The sequence below is a fragment of the Streptomyces sp. NPDC053426 genome (genome assembly GCF_055585405.1).
Genome location: NZ_JBVJKE010000010.1, coordinates 199,352 through 218,079, shown reverse-complemented (window position 1 = coordinate 218,079; position 18,728 = coordinate 199,352). Strand labels below are relative to the sequence as shown.

At 72.0% G+C, this 18,728-nt stretch carries 20 protein-coding genes; 5 read left to right on the top strand and 15 right to left on the bottom strand.

Annotated features, from left to right (window positions below; genetic code table 11):
* Window positions 1–129: 129 nt before the first annotated feature.
* A complete protein-coding gene (locus ACZ62B_RS21700) occupies window positions 130–1,386 on the top strand; it encodes a CAP domain-containing protein (protein ID WP_344565707.1) in 1,257 nt (418 codons plus the stop codon).
* Window positions 1,387–1,447: 61 nt separating this feature from the next.
* Here ACZ62B_RS21700 and ACZ62B_RS21695 read toward each other — a convergent pair whose 3' ends face one another.
* Window positions 1,448–2,038, bottom strand: a complete 591-nt coding sequence (locus tag ACZ62B_RS21695) for a flavodoxin family protein (protein ID WP_344565723.1) — start codon at window positions 2,036–2,038, stop codon at window positions 1,448–1,450.
* Window positions 2,039–2,178: 140 nt separating this feature from the next.
* On the opposite strand from ACZ62B_RS21695, the gene ACZ62B_RS21690 reads away from it, so the two are divergent.
* The gene (locus ACZ62B_RS21690) at window positions 2,179–2,577 is read left to right on the top strand and encodes a winged helix-turn-helix transcriptional regulator (RefSeq protein WP_344565725.1); all 399 of its coding nucleotides are present in this window, start codon (window positions 2,179–2,181) and stop codon (window positions 2,575–2,577) included.
* On the opposite strand, the gene mutM is transcribed toward ACZ62B_RS21690, so the two are convergent.
* The 9 genes from mutM to ACZ62B_RS21645 form a co-directional block, all read right to left on the bottom strand.
* Window positions 2,550–3,410, bottom strand: a complete 861-nt coding sequence (gene mutM, locus ACZ62B_RS21685; protein WP_344565727.1) for a bifunctional DNA-formamidopyrimidine glycosylase/DNA-(apurinic or apyrimidinic site) lyase — start codon at window positions 3,408–3,410, stop codon at window positions 2,550–2,552. The genes ACZ62B_RS21690 and mutM overlap by 28 nt on opposite strands.
* A gap of 238 nt (window positions 3,411–3,648) precedes the next feature.
* Window positions 3,649–4,467, bottom strand: a complete 819-nt coding sequence (gene rnc, locus ACZ62B_RS21680) for a ribonuclease III (RefSeq protein ID WP_073936465.1) — start codon at window positions 4,465–4,467, stop codon at window positions 3,649–3,651.
* Window positions 4,468–4,486: 19 nt separating this feature from the next.
* Entirely contained in the window at window positions 4,487–4,660 is a 174-nt protein-coding gene (gene rpmF / locus ACZ62B_RS21675; RefSeq protein WP_003951102.1) for a 50S ribosomal protein L32, read from the bottom strand.
* Window positions 4,661–4,662: 2 nt separating this feature from the next.
* Window positions 4,663–5,307, bottom strand: a complete 645-nt coding sequence (locus tag ACZ62B_RS21670; protein WP_344565729.1) for a YceD family protein — start codon at window positions 5,305–5,307, stop codon at window positions 4,663–4,665.
* A 128-nt stretch (window positions 5,308–5,435) separates the two neighbouring features.
* A complete protein-coding gene (locus ACZ62B_RS21665) occupies window positions 5,436–6,530 on the bottom strand; it encodes an ATP synthase F0 subunit B (RefSeq protein ID WP_344565731.1) in 1,095 nt (364 codons plus the stop codon).
* A 97-nt stretch (window positions 6,531–6,627) separates the two neighbouring features.
* Window positions 6,628–7,107, bottom strand: coding sequence for a pantetheine-phosphate adenylyltransferase (gene coaD / locus ACZ62B_RS21660; protein WP_344565733.1), 480 nt, complete (start codon window positions 7,105–7,107; stop codon window positions 6,628–6,630).
* 26 nt (window positions 7,108–7,133) lie between these two features.
* A complete protein-coding gene (gene rsmD / locus ACZ62B_RS21655) occupies window positions 7,134–7,721 on the bottom strand; it encodes a 16S rRNA (guanine(966)-N(2))-methyltransferase RsmD (protein WP_344565735.1) in 588 nt (195 codons plus the stop codon).
* A gap of 159 nt (window positions 7,722–7,880) precedes the next feature.
* Entirely contained in the window at window positions 7,881–10,088 is a 2,208-nt protein-coding gene (recG, locus tag ACZ62B_RS21650) for an ATP-dependent DNA helicase RecG (RefSeq protein WP_468719666.1), read from the bottom strand.
* Between the two features lie 27 nt (window positions 10,089–10,115).
* Entirely contained in the window at window positions 10,116–11,942 is a 1,827-nt protein-coding gene (locus tag ACZ62B_RS21645) for a DAK2 domain-containing protein (protein WP_469691736.1), read from the bottom strand.
* Window positions 11,943–12,208: 266 nt separating this feature from the next.
* Between ACZ62B_RS21645 and rpmB the strand changes: the two genes are divergently transcribed.
* The gene (gene rpmB, locus ACZ62B_RS21640; protein WP_004924906.1) at window positions 12,209–12,394 is read left to right on the top strand and encodes a 50S ribosomal protein L28; all 186 of its coding nucleotides are present in this window, start codon (window positions 12,209–12,211) and stop codon (window positions 12,392–12,394) included.
* 515 nt (window positions 12,395–12,909) lie between these two features.
* On the opposite strand, the gene thiD is transcribed toward rpmB, so the two are convergent.
* Entirely contained in the window at window positions 12,910–13,707 is a 798-nt protein-coding gene (thiD, locus tag ACZ62B_RS21635) for a bifunctional hydroxymethylpyrimidine kinase/phosphomethylpyrimidine kinase (protein WP_073936458.1), read from the bottom strand.
* Entirely contained in the window at window positions 13,704–14,669 is a 966-nt protein-coding gene (locus ACZ62B_RS21630; protein WP_030866190.1) for a thiamine-phosphate kinase, read from the bottom strand. Before ACZ62B_RS21630 ends, thiD begins: the two co-directional genes overlap by 4 nt.
* A gap of 206 nt (window positions 14,670–14,875) precedes the next feature.
* Between ACZ62B_RS21630 and ACZ62B_RS21625 the strand changes: the two genes are divergently transcribed.
* Both ACZ62B_RS21625 and ACZ62B_RS21620 read left to right on the top strand, forming a co-directional pair.
* The gene (locus ACZ62B_RS21625; RefSeq protein ID WP_037933238.1) at window positions 14,876–15,109 is read left to right on the top strand and encodes an Lrp/AsnC family transcriptional regulator; all 234 of its coding nucleotides are present in this window, start codon (window positions 14,876–14,878) and stop codon (window positions 15,107–15,109) included.
* A 20-nt stretch (window positions 15,110–15,129) separates the two neighbouring features.
* Window positions 15,130–15,633: a DUF3515 domain-containing protein gene (locus ACZ62B_RS21620; RefSeq protein ID WP_468719672.1), complete on the top strand. Its 504-nt coding sequence runs from the start codon at window positions 15,130–15,132 to the stop codon at window positions 15,631–15,633.
* A 32-nt stretch (window positions 15,634–15,665) separates the two neighbouring features.
* Here ACZ62B_RS21620 and ACZ62B_RS21615 read toward each other — a convergent pair whose 3' ends face one another.
* The 3 genes from ACZ62B_RS21615 to ACZ62B_RS21605 all read right to left on the bottom strand — a co-directional run bounded on the left by ACZ62B_RS21615 (window position 15,666) and on the right by ACZ62B_RS21605 (window position 18,710).
* Window positions 15,666–16,823 (bottom strand): D-alanine--D-alanine ligase family protein, encoded by a 1,158-nt coding sequence (locus tag ACZ62B_RS21615; protein ID WP_469691733.1) that lies wholly within the window; start codon window positions 16,821–16,823, stop codon window positions 15,666–15,668.
* 82 nt (window positions 16,824–16,905) lie between these two features.
* Entirely contained in the window at window positions 16,906–17,916 is a 1,011-nt protein-coding gene (locus ACZ62B_RS21610; RefSeq protein ID WP_344565744.1) for an NAD(P)H-dependent glycerol-3-phosphate dehydrogenase, read from the bottom strand.
* Window positions 17,913–18,710: a lysophospholipid acyltransferase family protein gene (locus ACZ62B_RS21605; protein ID WP_344565746.1), complete on the bottom strand. Its 798-nt coding sequence runs from the start codon at window positions 18,708–18,710 to the stop codon at window positions 17,913–17,915. The genes ACZ62B_RS21610 and ACZ62B_RS21605 overlap by 4 nt, the downstream gene beginning before the upstream one ends.
* Window positions 18,711–18,728: the final 18 nt, after the last annotated feature.

Genomic DNA, 18,728 nt, shown 5'->3' with positions numbered 1-18,728 from the left:
GCGCCATGCGGTAGCGTCCCCAGCCATGAATCTCATATGAAACTCACTCGTTCGTGTGAGTTTCGTGATCATCGGGTTTCGGGTTGGTCGCCAGCATGAGTCGACCGCGAGGACGAGGAAGGCCAGGACATGGGACGCCACCGACGCTCCGCCGCCGGCCGCGCCGCCACGGGCCGCGCCACCGGGATCACCCACGACGACCCCTACGGCGGCGTCCCGCTTCCGAGGGGCGACCGGAGGGACGGCCCGCCCACGATGGGCACCGCGCCGTATCTGAACCCGCAGGCGTACGCCGAGACGTACGCGAAGAGCGAGGCCTATCTCTACGCGACGGACGGCGCCGGAACCCCCGCTGGGGGCGGCGACTTCACCCGCGGCGGCTTCCCGGGCACCGACTTCTCAGACACCGACTTCTCAGGCACCGGCCTCTCGGGCACCGACTTCTCCACGGGCCCGGAGCGGATCGGCTCCGCCCCTGACCGGATCGGCCACGCCTTCGCCGGCGACGGCCTCGCGCCCGACGGCGACGCGCCCCGCCCCGACGGACACCGGCGCCGGAAGAAGAAGGCCGCGACCCCGGTCCGTACCGGCCTGCTCGGCGTCTCCGCCGCGGTGGCCCTCGGCACGGTGGCGGTGGCCACCGGCGCGATACCCGGTCTGGAGAACTACAAGCTCGGCGGCGACAGCACCTCCGGTGACAGCGTGCAGGCCGGGAACGCGCCGACCAACTCGCCGAGCGAGCAGGGCGGCACGTCCGGCAGCCTGGAGAGCCCGGGCCGCGACGCCGGCACCCCGGCGAGCCGTGACGCCGAGCGCTCCGCCTCGCCCGCGCCGTCCGCGTCGGCCTCGGCGTCGGCCGCGCCGACGAAGACCCCGGAGAAGAAGACTCCGGAGAAGAAGGCGCCCGCGGCGGCCCCCGAGAAGACCGCGGAGAAGAAACCGTCCCGCGAGGCGACGCCGGAGCCGGAGCCGGAGAAGAAGACGAGCGCCCCCGCGCCCTCGTCCGCGGAGGCCGTCGCCGGTGCCGAGGTGCTCCGGCTGGTCAACGTGGAGCGGGCCAAGGCGGGTTGCAGCCCGGTCACCGCGAGCGGCTCGCTGACCGACCTGGCCACGGCGTTCAGCGACGACATGGCCGCCCGGGGCTTCTTCGACCACACCGACCCCGACGGCGACACCCCGTGGGACAGGGCCAAGACGGCCGGCATCAGCAACCTGGGCGGCGAGAACATCGCCCGGGGCCAGGCCGACGCCGCGGCCGTGATGCAGGCCTGGATGGACAGCCCCGGCCACAAGGCGAACATACTGAACTGCGACTTCAAGACGCTGGGCGTGGGCGTCCACATGGGGTCGGGCGGCCCGTGGTGGACGCAGAACTTCGGCTACTAGCGATACGCGACGAGCACGAAGGACGGCGGGCCGGGATCTTCCCGGCCCGCCGTCCTTCGTGTCACGCGGCGACGGCCGCCCGGCCCCGCAGGAAGATCTCGGCGGTCCGGGCCACCCTCCGGCCCAGGTGCTCCGCCGTGGCGATGTCGGCCTTGTGGACGGCGTCCGGGCCCTCGTCGACATTGGTCTGGGCGGCGGCGCCGGCGAACACGCCGAGGCGGTTGAGGTCGTTCTCCGAGGCCGTGCTGCTGTTCCAGCCCGGCAGCAGGCCGAGGTTGACCCAGTGCATGCCGAGCTGCGCGGCGAGGATCTGGAAGAACTGCAGGGTGTGCAGCTTGTCGCCGCTCTTCGAACCCGAGTTGGTGAATCCCGCGGCGAGCTTGTCCCGCCACACCTGGTCCCCCCAGCGCTTCGAGGTGGCCTCGGCGAAGGCGTGGAAGGCCGCGGAGGCGGTGCCCATGTAGGTCGGGGAGCCGAACACGATGGCGTCCGAGCGGTCCAGGATCGCCCACTGCTCCTCGGTGATCGTCCCGACGTCGATCAGATGCACCTCGGCACCGGTGTCGGCGGCACCCGCGCGCACGGCTTCGGCGAGGACGGCGGTGTGGCCGAAGCCGGAGTGATGGGCGATGGAAACGACAGGGGTGGTCACGGTGGGCACTCCTCGGAAGGGCTCTTGGGGAAGCGAGGGAACAGGCGAAGCAGCAGCCCGCCAGCAATGTGGAAAGGAAAGCACTAACTTCTAGTTAGTGCAACCTGTCGGTTAGCGCTGCTCTGAAGTAGGCTTGACCTATGACGACCACGCAGCGCCCGGAGGAGCAGGAGCTCGCCTTCAACGTGTTCGCCAAGGCGTGCCCGTCCCGCGGCACGCTGGAGCATGTGACCGGGCGCTGGGGCGCGCTGACCCTCGGCGCGCTCCATGAGGGCTCGCTCCGGTTCAACGAGCTGCGCCGCCGGGTCGACGGGGTGAGTGAGAAGATGCTCTCCCAGACGCTGCACGCGCTGGAGCGCGACGGGCTGGTGCACCGCGAGGCCCAGCCCACCAACCCGCCCCGCGTGGACTACGAACTGACCCCGCTGGGCCACGAGGTCGCCCGGCGTCTGCTCTCCCTCATCCAGTGCGTCGAGGGCAGCATGGACGCGGTGCTCCAAGCGCGTGAGCGCTACGACGGGACGCGCGGCGCCCGCTGACACCTCGGGCAGAAGTAGCTGGACCGGTTCATCCACGCCCGTCGGCGCATCGGCGTACCGCAGCGGCGGCAGGGCAGACCCTCACGGCCGTACGCGTCCAGGGACCGGTCGAAGTAGCCGGACTCCCCGTTGACGTTGACGTAGAGGCTGTCGAAGCTGGTGCCGCCCACCGCGAGCGCGGCGTTCATGACGTCCCGGACGTGACCCAGCAGGAGCAGGGTGCGCGGGCGGGTGAAGCCGGCCGTGGGGCGCTCGTAGTGGATGCGGGCCCGCCACAGCGCCTCGTCGGCGTAGATGTTGCCGACGCCGCTGATCAGTGACTGGTCGAGCAGGGCCCGCTTGACGGTGGTCCGCTTGCGGCGCAGCGCCTGGTGGAACGCCTCCTCGTCGAAGAGCGGGTCGAGGGGGTCCCGGGCGATGTGCGCGATGACGTCGGGCAGTCCGTCGGGGGTGGTGTCGTGCAGCGACAGACCGCCGAAGGTCCGCTGGTCGACGAAGCGGAGTTCGGTGTCCAGGGCGTCGGTGAAGCGGACGCGGATGCGCAGGTGCTTCTCGTCCGGTGCCGTGTGCGGCTGGACCAGCAGTTGGCCGCTCATACCGAGGTGGGCCAGGACCGACTGGCCGGTGTCCTCCAGGGGCAGCCACAGGTACTTGCCGCGGCGGCTGGGGACGCCGATGCGGTGCCCCTTGAGCCGGTGGGCGAAGTCGTCGGCGCCGGCGACGTGACGGCGTACCGCGCGGGGATGCAGCACCTCGGCGTCGGCGACGGTCCGGTGGGCGACCCACCGCTCGAGTCCGCGCCGTACGACCTCGACCTCGGGCAGCTCGGGCATGGTGTCCCTCCAAGGACCGGTGTACTGGCGGCTGTCCGGAGGGCGGCGGTCGGCGTGCCGCGCTCGGCCTCTCCCTCGTGCGCGAGGGATCCCCCGTGCCCGAGGAGTCCGCCGTGCGCGAAGGGGCCCGTCGCGTCGAGGCCGTCCGTCCGGCTCCGGCCCGGACGGCCGGACAGGCTCTGGCGCCGCGAGCGCCCGCCCTCCAGGAGAGTGCGGGCGCTCGGGTCGCGCTGTTCTTTCAGGCGGAGGCCGACGGGGCGTCGGCGCTCTTCCCGGAGGCATCGGCTTCGGCGGTCCGGACGGCCTCCTCGGCCTCCGCCGCCGCCTTGGCCCGCTCGTCCGCCGCGGCCCGGATGGACCGCCACGCGGACTCGGCGGCCTGCTGCTCCGCCTCCTTCTTGCTGCGGCCGGTGCCGGTGCCGTACGAGACGCCTCCGACGCGGGCGGCAGCAGTGAAGGTCTTCTCGTGGTCGGGGCCGGTCTCCGTGACCAGGTACTCGGGCACGCCGAGTCCCTCGGTCGCGGTGAGCTCCTGGAGACTGGTCTTCCAGTCCAGGCCGGCTCCGAGGTTCGAGGACTTCTCGATCAGGGGGTCGAACAGGCGGTGCACCAGTTCGGAGGCCGCGTCGAGGCCCTGGTCGAGATAGACGGCGCCGATCACCGCTTCCAGGGTGTCGGCGAGGATGGACGCCTTGTCCCGGCCGCCCGTGCCCTCTTCACCGCGGCCGAGCCGGATGAAGGAGCCCAGGTCGAGCCCGCGGCCCACCTCCGCCAGCGCACGCGAGTTGACCACCGCGGCCCGCAGCTTGGCCAGCTGGCCTTCGGGCAGGTCGGGGTGGGTGTTGTACAGCGTGTCCGTGACGACGAGGCCGAGCACGGAGTCCCCGAGGAACTCCAGCCGCTCGTTCGTCGGCAGACCGCCGTTCTCGTACGCGTAGGAACGGTGGGTCAGCGCACGCACCAGAAGGGCGGACTCGAGCTGGTAGCCGAGCCGCCCTTCCAGAAGCGTGTGGGACGAGGCCTGGTGGTCCGCTGAGTTCTTCTTCGGCGTCGACACAGTGCCTCTCACCAGCCGCTCAGACCTCGAGGACCTGGCGCTTGTTGTAAGTGCCGCAAGACGGGCACGCGATGTGCTGCTGCTTGGGCTCGTGGCAGCGCTCGCACGCAACCAGGGTGGGGACCGCAGCCTTCCACTGCGACCGGCGGTGGCGCGTGTTGCTGCGCGACATCTTCCGCTTCGGAACAGCCACGGCTACTTCTCCTGCTTCTCGTCGACGCCCGGTTCGGCGCCGCTCATCTCGTCCTTCTCGCCGTCCGACATGGTGCCGGCGAGTCCCTGCAAAGCCGCCCAACGGATGTCGACGGCATCGTGGTGGTGGTCCGGGTCGTCAGCGAGCCGTGCTCCGCACTCGGAGCACAGACCCGGGCAGTCTTCCCGGCACACCGGCTGCATCGGCAGTGCGAGCACCACCGCATCACGCAGCACAGGCTCGAGGTCGAACAGGCCGTCCTCGAGAAAGAGCCTGTCCTCGTCGTCCTCGGCGTCGTCGCCCGGCTCCGCGATCACGCGGCCCCGGTCGTCGGCGTCAGGGTACGAGAACATCTCCTGGAAGTCCGCTTCGAGCTCCTGCTCCAGCGGCTCCAGACACCTTACGCACTCCCCCTCGGCCTTGGCACGGGCGGTGCCTGTGACGAGCACACCTTCCATGACCGACTCGAGCCGGAGTTCCAGCTCCACCGGGGCGCCTTCCGGCACTCCGATGACGTCCTTGATCCCGAAGTCCTGGGGAGCGTCGACCGTACGGGTCAGGCGCTGCAGCGCACCGGGCCGCCGTCCCAGCTCGTGCGTGTCGAACACGAGGGGGTTGCGGTGGTCGAGGCGGGCGTTCGGGGCCATTCCTGCTTCCGGTCTTCGGGCTCGGAGATACCACTGCCGTGCGATGTTCTTGGGCAGCGTGGATCGCGGACGTAAGCGCGACCGAAGGGCCAGGATACTGGACCTTTCGCTCTCGTCCCAATCCGCCCCTACAGACCCCGCTCGCGCTCGTAGGCCCGCAGCTGCTCGGGCGTGATCATGCTGGTGTCGAAGAGGCTGGTCTCGTCCAGGGCGTAGCCCTGCTGGGCCTGCTGCGCCTGCTGGTCGTGCCCGGCCTGCTGCCCCTGGTTCGGGTCGTACGCCTGCCCCTGCGTGTCGTAGCCCTGGTACGCGGCGGCGTACGGGTCGGCCTGCTGGATGGGGGCACCTCCCGCCGGAGCGTAGCCGGAGGTGGGGGAGTAGGCGTCCTGCTGATAGCCGTAGGCGTCCTGCCGGCCGTCGTACTGCTGCTGGTAGCCGTACGCGGGCTCCGGCTGGGCGTAGGGCTGGTGCGGCTCGGGCTGCTTGGCCGGGGCGGCGTCCCGCTCGGCGAGGGACGCGAGGTCGGCGAGGTAGTCGGCGTCGCTGGAGTGCTGGACGGTCGTCGGGTCGTCGGCGAGGGCGCCGAGGTCGTCGCTGGCGATCCGGCCGTGCAGCTTCTGCCGGCCCTTCCCGACCGCCTCCAGGGTCTTGGCGAGGACCGCCTCGAAGGCGCCGAGCTTGACGTCGACGTATTCGTCGGCGCTGCGGCGCAGGGTCTCCGGGTCGTGGCTGCGCTCGGGGGCGTCCTCGTCCTCGTAGCCCTGCTCGTCGAGGCCGGGTCCGGTGCCGAGCAGCTTCTCGCGGCCGCGGCCGACCGAGCCGAGCGTCTTGGTGAGGACGACCTCGAAGTTGGCCAGCTTGGAGTCGACGTAGTCGTCGGCCTCCGCGCGGACCTCCTCGGCCTCCTTGCGGGCCTCCTCGAGGATCCGGTCGGCCTCGGACTGGGAGCGGCGGGCGATCTCCGTGTCGGAGATCAGGGAGCCGCGCTGGGCGTGCGCGCCCTCGATGATCCGCTCGGCCTCCTGGCGGGCCTGCTCGACCATCTGCTCCCGGCCGCCGATCAGTTCCTCGGCCTGCGCGAGGGAGTCGGGCAGCGCCGCGCGCACCTCCTCGAGCATCGAGAGCAGTTCGGCGCGGTTGACCACGCACGAGGCCGACATGGGCATCGACCGGGCACTGGAGACCGCGGCGACGATCTCATCGAGCTTCTTCTGCACGTCCACCGTGTGCTCGCCACTCTCTACAGCTGTGTTGGAGACGGACGGGACGACTGTACGGCCCTGGGGCGTCCGGTGGACACCGGGCGGCCGGTACCGACGGTCAGTCCTGGCCCAGGCGTTCGGTGAGGGCCGTCAGAACCTCCGGCGGCACCAGGTGGGCGACGTCGCCGCCCCAGGCCGCGACCTCCTTGACGAGCGAGGAGGACAGGAAGCTGTAGGTGGGGTTGGTGGGGACGAAGAGGGTCTCCACGCCCGAGAGACCGTTGTTCATCTGGGCCATCTGCAGCTCGTAGTCGAAGTCGCTGACCGCGCGCAGGCCCTTGACGATGGCGGGGATGTCGCGCTGCTTGCAGAAGTCGACCAGCAGGCCGTGGAAGGCCTCGACGCGGACGTTGCCGTACTCGGCGGTGACCCGGCGGATCAGGTCGATCCGCTCATCGATCTCGAACAGGCCCTTCTTGGACTGGTTGATCATCACCGCGACGTAGACCTCGTCGTACAGCCGGGAGGCCCGGGCGATGATGTCGAGGTGTCCGTTGGTGATCGGGTCGAACGACCCGGGGCATACGGCGCGGCGCACTTGTGATCCCTCGCTCTCCGGTCCGGTCATCGTGCGTCTTCGCACGTAGAGGCGGCGCGACCGTACCAAAACGTTCCCTCGCCGTAGCGGCGGGCCCGGATCCCCTCGAAGCCGGGCGGCCAGGCGAATTCCCCGCCTCGGGTGCTGCGCTCCACGGTGACGAGGGCTTCTTCGGCGAGCCAGCCCCCCGAGCGGAGTGTGAGCAGGATCTCGCGGAGATCGTCGTCCGAGACGGCGTAGGGCGGGTCGAGGAAGACGATGTCGTACGGCCCGTGCGGGGGCGCGGTGCGGATGATCTGTTCCGCTTTGCCGGATCCGACCTCGGCGCCGGGGAGTCCGAGCGACTTCACGTTCTCCCGGACCGTGCGGACGGCGCGGGCGTCGGCCTCCACGAGCAGGACGTGTCCGGCGCCGCGGGACAGGGCCTCCAGGCCGACGGCGCCGGAGCCGGCGTACAGGTCGAGGACGCGTTCGCCGTCCAACGGGCCGCCGAGCAGGGACTGCCAGGTGGAGAAGAGGCCTTCGCGCGCGCGGTCGGAGGTGGGGCGTGTGCCGGTTCCCTGCGGAACGGCCAGGCGACGTCCGCCGGCTGCGCCGGCGATCACGCGGGTCATCTCAGTCCTTGGTTGTGGGGGCGCTGTGGGTTCAGTCTGGCAGGTGGGGACGGGGACTGCCTCGCGTCGTGGGCGGCCGCGGGTTCGTCGTGGTCGCCCGCGCCCGCGCGGCGGAGCCGTATGCCGGCACAGCCCCGCGCCCCTTCGGGGTGCCGCCGCTCACCCCTTCTCCAAGTACTGCTCCCGCTCCTCGTCCAGCAGTGCGTCCAGGGCCGTGCGCAGGGCGGGCAGGTTCGTCAGGTCCGGGTCCGCGGTCACCACCGCCGCCGCTTCCTCCCTCGCCTCGGCGATGATCTCCTCGTCGTCGATGACGGCGAGCATGCGCAGGCTGGAGCGGGTGCCGGACTGGGCCTGGCCCAGGACGTCGCCCTCGCGGCGCTGCTCCAGGTCGATGCGGGAGAGTTCGAAGCCGTCGAGGGTGGCGGCGACGGCGTTCAGCCGCTGCCGGGCCGCGCTCGCCTCGGGCATCTCGGTGACCAGCAGACACAGGCCCGGGGCCGAGCCGCGGCCGACCCGGCCGCGCAGCTGGTGGAGCTGGGAGACGCCGAAGCGGTCGGCGTCCATGATCACCATCGCGGTGGCGTTGGGGACGTTGACCCCGACCTCGATGACGGTGGTGGCGACCAGGACGTCGGCCTCGCCGGCGGCGAAGCGGCGCATGACGGCGTCCTTGTCGTCGGGCTGCATGCGCCCGTGCAGGACCTCGACCCGGAGCCCTCGCAGCGGCCCTCCCGCGAGCTGCTCCGCGATGTCGAGGACGGCGAGCGGGGGCCGCTTCTCCGCCTCGTCCTCGGGGGACTTCTTCTTGCCGGCCTTCTTCGGGTCGTCCTCCTCGTCACCGATGCGCGGGCAGACCACGTACGCCTGGTGGCCGTTCGCGACCTCCTCGCGGACCCGTTCCCAGGCGCGGGCGAGGAAGTGCGGCTTGTCGGCGGCCGGGACGACATGGCTGGCGATGGGCGAGCGGCCGGCCGGGAGCTGGTCGAGGACGGAGGTCTCCAGGTCGCCGAAGACCGTCATCGCGACCGTGCGCGGGATGGGGGTGGCGGTCATGACGAGCAGGTGCGGGGGCTGTTTGCCCTTGCCGCGCAGGGCGTCGCGCTGCTCCACACCGAAGCGGTGCTGTTCGTCGACCACGACCAGGCCCAGGTCGTGGAACTTCACCTTGTCCTCGATCAGCGCGTGCGTGCCGATGACGACACCGGCCTCGCCGGTGGCCAGGTCGAGCAGCGCGTGGCGCCGCGCCGCCGCCCCCATGGACCCGGTGAGCAGCACCACCTTGGTGGCGGTCTCCGCTCCCCCGAGCATCCCTCCCTCGGCCAGCTCCCCCATCATCTCGGTGACCGACCGGTGGTGCTGCTGGGCGAGGACTTCGGTGGGCGCGAGCATCGCCGCCTGCCCGCCCGCGTCGACGACGGCGAGCATGGCGCGCAGGGCGACCAGTGTCTTGCCCGAACCGACCTCGCCCTGGAGCAGGCGGTGCATGGGGTGTTCGGTGGCGAGGTCGGTGAAGATCTCGGCGGAGACCTTCCGCTGGCCCTCGGTGAGGGTGAAGGGGAGGCGGTCGTCGAAGGCGGCGAGGAGGCCGTCCGGCTCGGGGCGGCGGGCCACGGCGGGGAGTTGTGCGTCGGCGTGGCGGCGGCGGGCGAGGGCGACCTGGAGGACGAAGGCCTCGTCCCATTTGAGGCGGGCGCGGGCGTCCTCGATGTCCGCCTTGGTGTGCGGGCGGTGGATCTTCAGCAGGGCCTCGGGGAGGGCGGCCAGTCCGCGGCCCGCGCGGAGGGACTCCGGGAGCGGGTCGACGGCCTCCTGGGCGCTGGGCAGGACCGTCTGGAGCGCCTTGCCGATCTTCCAGGACTCCAGCTTGGCGGTGGCGGGGTAGATGGGGATGAGGGCGCCGGCCCAGGTCTCAACCGCCTCCTCGGCGTCACCGCGCAGCAACTCGTACGCGGGATGGGCGAGTTGGAGGCGCCGGTTGAAGACGGAGACCCTGCCGGCGAACATCGCGCGGGTGCCCGGCAGGAGTTCCTTGTGCGGTTTGTGGACTCCGGCGCCGAAGAAGACCAGTTGCAGCCGGCCGCTGCCGTCCGTGATGGTCACCTCCAGGCGCTGGCCCTTGCCGCGCGGGGCCTTGGCGGAGGCGAAGGTGTGCAGGCGGGCGTCGGCGACCTGGGCGACCACCGTGACGTGCTCGTCCATGGGGAGGTCGGCGAGGTGGGTGAGCTGGCCGCGCTCCTCGTACCTGCGCGGGTAGTGGTGCAGGAGGTCGCCGACGGTGTGCAGGCCGAGGTGCTCGGCCATCACCTTCGCGGTGGCGGGGCCGAGCACCTTCTTCAGTGGTTCTTCCAGTGCGGGCACGGCATCCATTGGACACCACACCACTGACAACGTGTGTCACTCCACCCCGATGAGCAGCAGGGCGCCCTGCCTGCCGCCGTGGTACACCACCGTGTCGACGGCGAGGTAGCCCTCGCGGACGCGGGTCTCCAGGTGGGCGGCGACGGATGCGGGGGCGCCGTCGCCGAGGACCAGGGTGACCAGTTCGCCGCCGGCCGCGAGCATGCGGTCGAGGACGGCCTCGGCGGTGGCCGTGAGGTCCTGTCCGATCACGGCCACGTCCCCGTCGACCAGGCCGAGGACGTCCCCGGCCTGGCAGATGCCCGCCATGGTCCAGGACTGGCGCTCGGCGACGGTGACCTCGGCGTAGCGGGTCGCGCCCGCCGCCGACGTCATCGACACCACGTCCTCGTCGAAGCGGCGCTCCGGCTCGTGCACCGCGAGCGCCGCGATGCCCTGGACCGCGGAGCGGGTCGGGATGAGGGCCACCCGGACGCCCTCCGCCCGGACCTGCTCGGCCGCCGCGGCGGCGGTGTGGCGCAGGTCGGCGTCGTTGGGCAGCAGCACCACCTCCCGCGCGTGCGCGCGCCGTACGGCCTGGACGAGTTCGCCGCTCGCGGGCGGCTCCCCGGGACGGGCGAGCACGGTCGTCGCGCCCGCCTCGGCGTACAGCCCCGCCAGGCCCTCGCCGGGCACCACGGCCACGACGGCCCGCTGAGCGCGCTCCCCGGGCGCCGTCGCCGTCGGCTCGGTCCCGGTCGTGTGGACGTCCCCCGCGCCGAAGTGGGTGATCCGGATCCGGTACGGCCGTCCGGCCTCGACCCCGGCCTCCACGGCGGCGCCCGCGTCGTCGACGTGCACATGGACGTTCCACAGTCCGTCCCCGCCGACCACCACGAGCGAGTCGCCCAGCGCGTCGAGCCGGTCGCGCAGCCGCGCGACGGCCGCGTCCCCGGCCTCCAGGAGATAGATCACCTCGAAGGCCGGACCGCCGGCCCCCGGTACGGCCCCGGCGTCGGCGCACTCACCGGGTTCGGCGGGGTCGGCGGACCCCTGGGGGAGATCTCCACGCACCGCCACGCGCGCGTGGCGACGCTCCCCGTCCCCCGGGTCCGCCACGCCTTCGGCGGGCGGCTCGGCCACATGCTCCACGCGCGTGCGCAGCCCGGGACCCGTGGTGCGCACGGAGCCGCTCCACGGGCCCCCCACCGCGGGCATCGCCCGCGGCGCCTCCCCCGTGAACGTCTCCACCAGTGCCGCGAGCACCGCCACCAGGCCCCTGCCGCCCGCGTCGACCACTCCGGCGCGCTGGAGGACGGCCAGCCGGGCCGGGGTCTCGGCGAGTGCCGCGCGGGCTCCCTCGTGGGCCGCCCGCGCCACCGCCCCGCAGTCGCCCTCCGCCCGGCCGGCCGCGTCGGCGGCGGCCGAGGCGACGGTGAGGACCGTGCCCTCGACGGGGTGGGCGACGGCCTGGCGCGCGGAGTCGGCCGCATGCCGCAGGGCGGTCCGCAGCCCCTGCCCGTCGGCGTGCGCCGGGGCGTCGTCACCTGCCAGCACCTGGGCCATGCCGCGCAGCAGCTGCGCCAGGATCGTCCCGGAGTTGCCGCGGGCGCCGATCAGCGCGCCGTGCGCCATCGCCCGTACGGCGTCGGCGAGCGCCGGCCGCCGGTCCCCGCCGGCCCGGTGCCCCTCGAACACCGCTTCCACCGCCGCGGTCGCCGACTCGACGGTCAGATAGAGGTTCGTCCCGGTGTCCCCGTCCGCCACCGGGTAGACGTTGATCGCGTCGATCTCCTCACGGGCCCGTCCCAGCGCCTCGAGCGCGAGACCGCACCAGGAGCGCACCGCGAGAGCATCGAAGAATGTCTGCGGCACCTGCGCCACCTGCGCCTCCTTGAGCTGCCGGCCGTGGCAGGCAGCGTAGACCGTGGGGCGCCGCCCGCCGGAAGAGGGCCGGAGGCGGGCCCCTGAGCTGCCGTGGTAGTTTCGTTCTACGGGTGCAGCCGTTGTATGCTGCTCCGGTTGCCCGATCTGATCGGGCCTCTCCCCTGGCAACGCCACTCAGATTCCACAGGGCTCCTGGAGCCCGGAATTCGATCCCGGCATGCCGGGATCAACCGTAAGTGCATCTGAAGTCTTTGGAGTGACCCGTGGCTGCCAACTGCGACGTCTGCGGCAAGGGGCCGGGCTTCGGCAACAACATCTCGCACTCGCACCGCCGTACGCCCCGTCGCTGGAACCCGAACATCCAGCGCGTGCGTACCGTGGTCGGCGGGACGCCGAAGCGCGTGAACGCCTGCACCTCGTGCATCAAGGCCGGCAAGGTCTCGCGCTGACGCTTTCGCTGAGCGCGCGGCCATAGTCGGTTTCGCCGCAACAGCCGGTCCACCTTGGGGTGGGCCGGCTTCTTGCTGTGGGCCGGCGCGGTTGCAAGGTGGCCGGCGTGGGGTGGACCGGGGGTGTTGCGCAGCCCGGCGCGCTTTACGGGGTGCCCCGTGTTGGTGCGGGCCGGGGGTGGGGTTGCGCGGCCCGGCGCTTACGGGGTGCCTCCCCCACTCTCGGCTCCGCTCGAGCGGGAGGTACCCCCATCGCCCACCCGTGCCGCTGGGGGCACCTCCCAGGCCCTTAAGGCACTGGGGGAGGCACGACTGCCCGCGGGAACGCGGGAACGCGGGGACGGGGGCGCGGCCGCCCGCGGGAACGGAAGGGGCAGCGGCGCGACTGCTCGCGGAGCGTGGAGCAGAGGCGCGACTGCCTGCGGGTCGCCGAGCGGCGACTGCGGCTGCCCGCGTTAGCGGCGGCTGCGGCACGGCTGCTCGCGGAGCGGGAAGTGTCGGCGCGGCCGGCCGCGTCAGCGTGGTCGGGGCAGGTTCCAGGCGTGGTTCACCGGGCCTATGCCCGTCCCCAGGGCGAAGCCCGACGCTATCGCTCCGGTGACGTAGGACTTGGCTGTCTTCACCGCCTCCGGTACCGGGTGGTCCTTCGCCAGTTCCGAGGCGATCGCCGAGGCGAGGGTGCAGCCCGTGCCGTGGGTGTGGCGGTTGTCGTGCCTCGGGGCGCGCAGCCAGTGCTCCTCGGACCCGTCGGTGAGCAGGTCCACGGCGTCGCCGGACAGGTGCCCGCCCTTGATCACCACCCAGCGCGGCCCGAATTCCAGCACCGCCCGAGCCGCCCGGCGCAGATCGTCCTCCGCCTCGACCCGTACGCCGGTGAGCTGCGCCACCTCGTCCAGGTTCGGGGTGGCGACCGTCGCCACCGGCAGCAGCCTCGTCCGTACGGAGTCCAGCGCGGAGGCCGCGAGCAGCGGGTCCCCGTGCTTGGAGACCCCCACCGGGTCGACGACCGCCGGCGCGTCCGTGCCGGCGATCAAGTCGGCCACCGCCTCGACGAGTTCGGCGGAGGACAGCATGCCGGTCTTGACCGCCTGCACCCCGATGTCGTCGACGACGCTGCGGTACTGGGCCCGCACCGCCTCCACGGGCAGCTCCCAGGCGCCCTGCACGCCCAGGGAGTTCTGCGCGGTCACCGCGGTGAGCACGCTCATGCCGTGCACGCCGAGCGCGAGCATCGTCTTCAGATCGGCCTGGATGCCGGCGCCGCCGCCGGAGTCGGAGCCGGCCACGGTGAGGACCCTGGGCGGCGCGCTCATGACTCGATGTCCCCGAAGTGGTCCCAGCCGCCCTGGGTCGTCCAGGGCGCCCCGTCGACCGTCACCTGGGGCAGCGCCGACGGGTTGAGCACCTCGCCGATCACCTTCCAGCGGGCGGGCAGCTTCACGTCCGGCGGGAAGGTCGCCACGATCGCGTGGTCCTCTCCCCCGGTCAGCACCCACTGCATGGGGTCGACGCCGACGGCCTGGCCGATGTCGTTCATCTGCGAGGGGATGTCGATCGCGCCGGAGCGGATGTCGATGCGGACCTTGCTGGCCTCGGCGATGTGCCCGAGGTCGGCGATCAGCCCGTCGCTCACGTCGCACATCGCGGTGGCGCCGAGCCCGGCGGCGGCCGGTCCCGCGTGGTACGGCGGTTCGGGGCGCCGGTGTGCCTCGACGAAGGCGCGCGGCGAGCGGAAACCGCGGGAGAGCACCGCGTGTCCGGCGGCGGACCAGCCCAGCCAGCCGGTCACCGCGACGAGGTCGCCGGGCTGCGCTCCGCCCCGGGTGACGGGTTCCTGGTTGCGCAGATCGCCGAGCGCGGTGATCGACACCATGATCGTGTCGCCGCGTACGACATCGCCGCCGACGACCGCGGCGCCGGCCACCTGGCATTCGTCGCGCAGGCCGTCCATCAGCTCGCTGGGCCAGGTCACCGGCAGTTCCGCGGGGACGACGAGACCGAGCAGCAGCGCGGTCGGCACGGCGCCCATGGCGGCGATGTCGGCGAGGTTCTGCGCGGCGGCCTTGCGGCCGACGTCGTAGGCCGTGGACCAGTCGCGGCGGAAGTGCCGGCCCTCCAGCAGGATGTCGGTACTGGCCACGACCCTGCGGTCGGGCGCGGAGACCACCGCGGCGTCGTCGCCGGGGCCGACCCGGACCGCCGGGGTGGTGGTGAGGCGGGAGGTGAGCTCCCTGATGAGCCCGAACTCGCCGAGCTCACCAACAGTGCCCTTCATTTCCCTTTCGACCCTTCTATCCCTGTCCGTGCCCGGTCGCGAGGCGTTCGAGTCCTCGCTACGGTCGAAGTGACCGTCAACTTCTCTCGTGTCTGTACCCCGGCGCGCAAGGCCCGGTTCCCGCAGGTCTCCCCGCGAGGAGCGGCGACGCGATACCGTGGCGTTCCTTTTCCCCACATGATCCTCGTGGCCGCCCTGGAGGTTCCGTGGTACAGGCGTACATCCTGATCCAGACGGAGGTCGGCAAGGCGTCGACCGTCGCCGAGCTGATCGGCAAGATCCCTGGAGTCATCCAGGCCGAGGACGTGACCGGACCGTACGACGTGATCGTGCGCGCCCAGGCCGACACCGTCGACGACCTGGGTCGCATGGTGGTCGCCAAAGTCCAGCAAGTGGACGGCATCACCCGTACCCTGACCTGCCCGGTCGTCCATCTGTAGCCCCCGTCTACCCTGTGCCGGTGAACTCCTTCCGTCACCGGCACGCCGTCCTGTCCGCGCTCGTGGTGCTGATCACCGCCGCCGCGGGCTGCTCCTCGGCAGACGACAGCGCGTCCGTGGCGGTTCCCGGCCCGGACGCGAAGGTCACCAAGCTGTGTCAGAACCTGGACGAGGCCCTGCCGGCGAAGGTGGACGGTGAGAGTCGCGACGATCCCGAACCCGCGTCCGAACTGACCGCGGGCTGGGGCGGCGTGGCGATCATACTGCGGTGCGGTGTCGAGCGACCGCCGAAGATGGCCGACCCCAAGGTGGCCAACGGGAACGACGCCGACGCGGTGCCGGGCGGAGTGAACGGCGTCGACTGGCTCATGGAGACGCGGGACGACGACGTGCAGCGCTTCACCACCGCCAACCGCGAGGCGTACGTCGAGATCGAGGTGGCCGACGGACGGGACAGCACGGGCGTGCTGATCGATCTCGCCCCGGCCCTGAAGAAGGCGATCCCCGAGGGGATCGCCTTCTGAAGCGTGCGGGCGTGAGGCGTGCGCGTGGCGGCTCAGCGCAGCCCGGTCGGCCGGCGCAGCGCCGCCCGCACCAGCAGGTCGACCAGCTCCGGGTAGCTCACCCCGGTGGCCTGCCACATCTGCGGGTACATCGAGATGGGCGTGAAGCCGGGCATGGTGTTGATCTCGTTGATCACGAACTCGCCGTCCTCGGTGAGGAAGAAGTCCGCGCGCACCAGCCCCTCGCAGGAGGCCGCGTCGAACGCCTCCACCGCGAGCCGGCGCACCTCGGCCGTCTCCTCGTCGGTCAGCGGCGCGGGCACGATGCCGGGCGTGGAGTCGATGTACTTGGCCTCGAAGTCGTAGTACGCGTGCGCGTCGGGCGGCGGGATCTCGGCCGGCAGCGAGGCGCGCGGACCGTCCTCGAACTCCAGCACACCGCACTCGATCTCACGGCCGCGCAGCGCCGCCTCGACGAGGATCTTCGGGTCGTGGCGCTGGGCCTCGGCGATCGCCTCGTCCAGACCGGAGATGTCGTCGACCTTGGTGATGCCGATCGACGAGCCCGCGCGGGCGGGCTTCACGAACAGCGGCCAGCCGTGCTCGCCGGCGAAGTCGACGATCCTCTTGCGGGCGGCGGACTCGTCGAGCCGCCACTCGCGCGGCCGGATCACCAGGTACGGGCCGACCTTCAGCCCGAAGGAGGTGAACACCCGCTTCATGTACTCCTTGTCCTGGCCGACGGCCGAGGCGAGCACGCCCGAGCCGACGTAGGGGACGCCGGAGAGCTCCAGCAGGCCCTGGAGGGTGCCGTCCTCGCCGTAGGGGCCGTGCAGCACCGGGAAGACCACGTCGACCTCGCCGAGCGCCTTGGGCACCGAACCCGGCTCGCTGTAGACGACTTCGCGGCTGGCGGGGTCGACGGGGAGCACCACGCCGCCCTCCGTCGACTCGGCGAGCTGGTCGACGCTGGGCGTGCGGCGGTCGGTGATCGCCATGCGTTCCGGCTCGTCGGCGGTGAGCGCCCAGCGGCCGTCCGTGGTGATGCCGATCGGCAGGACGTCGTACGCGGTCCGGTCGATGGCCTTGAGGACGGCGCCGGCGGTGACCACGGAGATCCCGTGTTCGGAGCTGCGCCCGCCGAACACGACGGCCACACGCGGCTTGCGGGACGGCTGCTCGGGGCTCTGGGGGAGGTTCTCGGTGCTCATATCGCGATGAGAGTACCTGCCCGTAGGGCCGGGACACAGCGCCCGCAACGCCCGGCGTGAGCCGAACGGAGGGGGTCGTCGCTCAGCGTCGTTCGGGCTTCGCGCTGCGCGACATCAGCTCCTTGACGGCGACCACCGGGGGCTTGCCCTCGTGCACGATGGAGACGACCGTCTCGGTGAGCGGCATGTCGACGCCGTGCCGGCGGGCCAGGTCCAGCACCGACTCGCAGGACTTGACGCCCTCCGCGGTCTGCTTGGTGACCGCGATGGTCTCCTTGAGGGTCAGGCCCTTGCCGAGGTTGGTGCCGAAGGTGTGGTTGCGCGACAGCGGCGAGGAGCAGGTGGCCACCAGGTCGCCCAGGCCCGCCAGTCCGGAGAAGGTCAGCGGGTCGGCGCCGAGGGCGACGCCGAGCCGGGTGGTCTCGGCGAGGCCGCGGGTGATGAGCGAGCCCTTGGCGTTGTCGCCGAGCCCCATGCCGTCCGCGATGCCGACGGCGAGACCGATCACGTTCTTCACGGCGCCGCCCAGTTCGCAGCCGACGACGTCGGTGTTGGTGTACGGCCGGAAGTAGGGCGTGTGGCAGGCGGTCTGGAGCCGCTGGGCGACGCCTTCGTCGGTGCAGGCGACCACGGCGGCGGCCGGCATCCGGGCGGCGATCTCCCGGGCCAGGTTGGGGCCGGTGACCACGGCGATGCGGTCGGCGCCCACCTTGGCGACGTCGTCGATCACCTCGCTCATCCGCATCGCGGAACCGAGTTCGACGCCCTTCATCAGCGACACCAGGACCGTGCCGGGCGCGAGCAGCGGCGCCCACTCGGCGAGGTTGCCGCGCAGGGTCTGGGAGGGGACGGCGAGGACGGTGAAGTCGGCTCCGCGCGCGGCCTCGGCGGCGTCCGCGGTGGCCCGCAGGTTCTTCGGGAGTTCGATCCCGGGCAGGTAGTCGGGGTTGGTGCGGGTGGAGTTGACCGCCTCGGCGAGTTCGGGGCGCCGCCCCCACAGCACGACGTCGCAGCCCGCGTCGGCGAGGACCATGCCGAAGGCCGTCCCCCACGATCCGGTGCCGAAGACGGCCGCCTTGACCGGCTCGCTCACGTGCCCAGCCCCTCTTCCCGCGCGGTGGGCCTGCCGCCCCGCGCCCGCTCCTCCCGCTTCTGCGTGTGCGTCCTGCGGCGCTGCTCGATCCGCTCACGGCGCGGGTCGTACGGCGTCTCGGGGGCCTGCTCGCCGCGGATCTGCTCCAGCTGGCGCGTGACGGCCGCCATGATGACCTCCGTCGCCTCCTTGAGCAGTTCCGGGGTCATCTCCCGGCCGTAGAAGCGGTCGAGGTCCACCGGCGGCCCGGCCAGCACGCGGTGGGTCTTGCGCGGCAGCAGGCTGGGCTTCTTGGCGTACGGCGGCAGCAGTTCGTTGGCGCCCCACTGGGCGACCGGGATCACGGGGCACCTGGTCTGCAGGGCGACGCGCGCGGCACCGGTCTTGCCGGTCATGGGCCAGCCGTCGGGGTCGCGGGTGAGGGTGCCCTCGGGGTAGAAGGCGACGCACTCACCGCGCTCCACGGCGTCGATCGCCGCGCGGAAGGCGCTGAGCGCGTCCGTGCTCTCGCGGTAGACGGGGATCTGCCCGGTGCCGCGCATCGCGGCACCGATGAATCCCTTGTTGAAAAGCCCGCTCTTCGCCAGGAATCGCGGAACGCGTCCGGTGTTGTACTGAAAGTGCGCGTAGGCGAAGGGATCGATGTGCGAATTGTGGTTCACCGCGGTGATAAACCCACCCTCGGCCGGAATGTTCTCCATTCCGCGCCAGTCCCGCTTGAGCAGAACCACCAGCGGCGGTTTGCAGAGAACCGCGGCGAAGCGGTACCAGAAGCCGATTCTGCGGCGCGGCACGAGTACACCTTCCTCTTC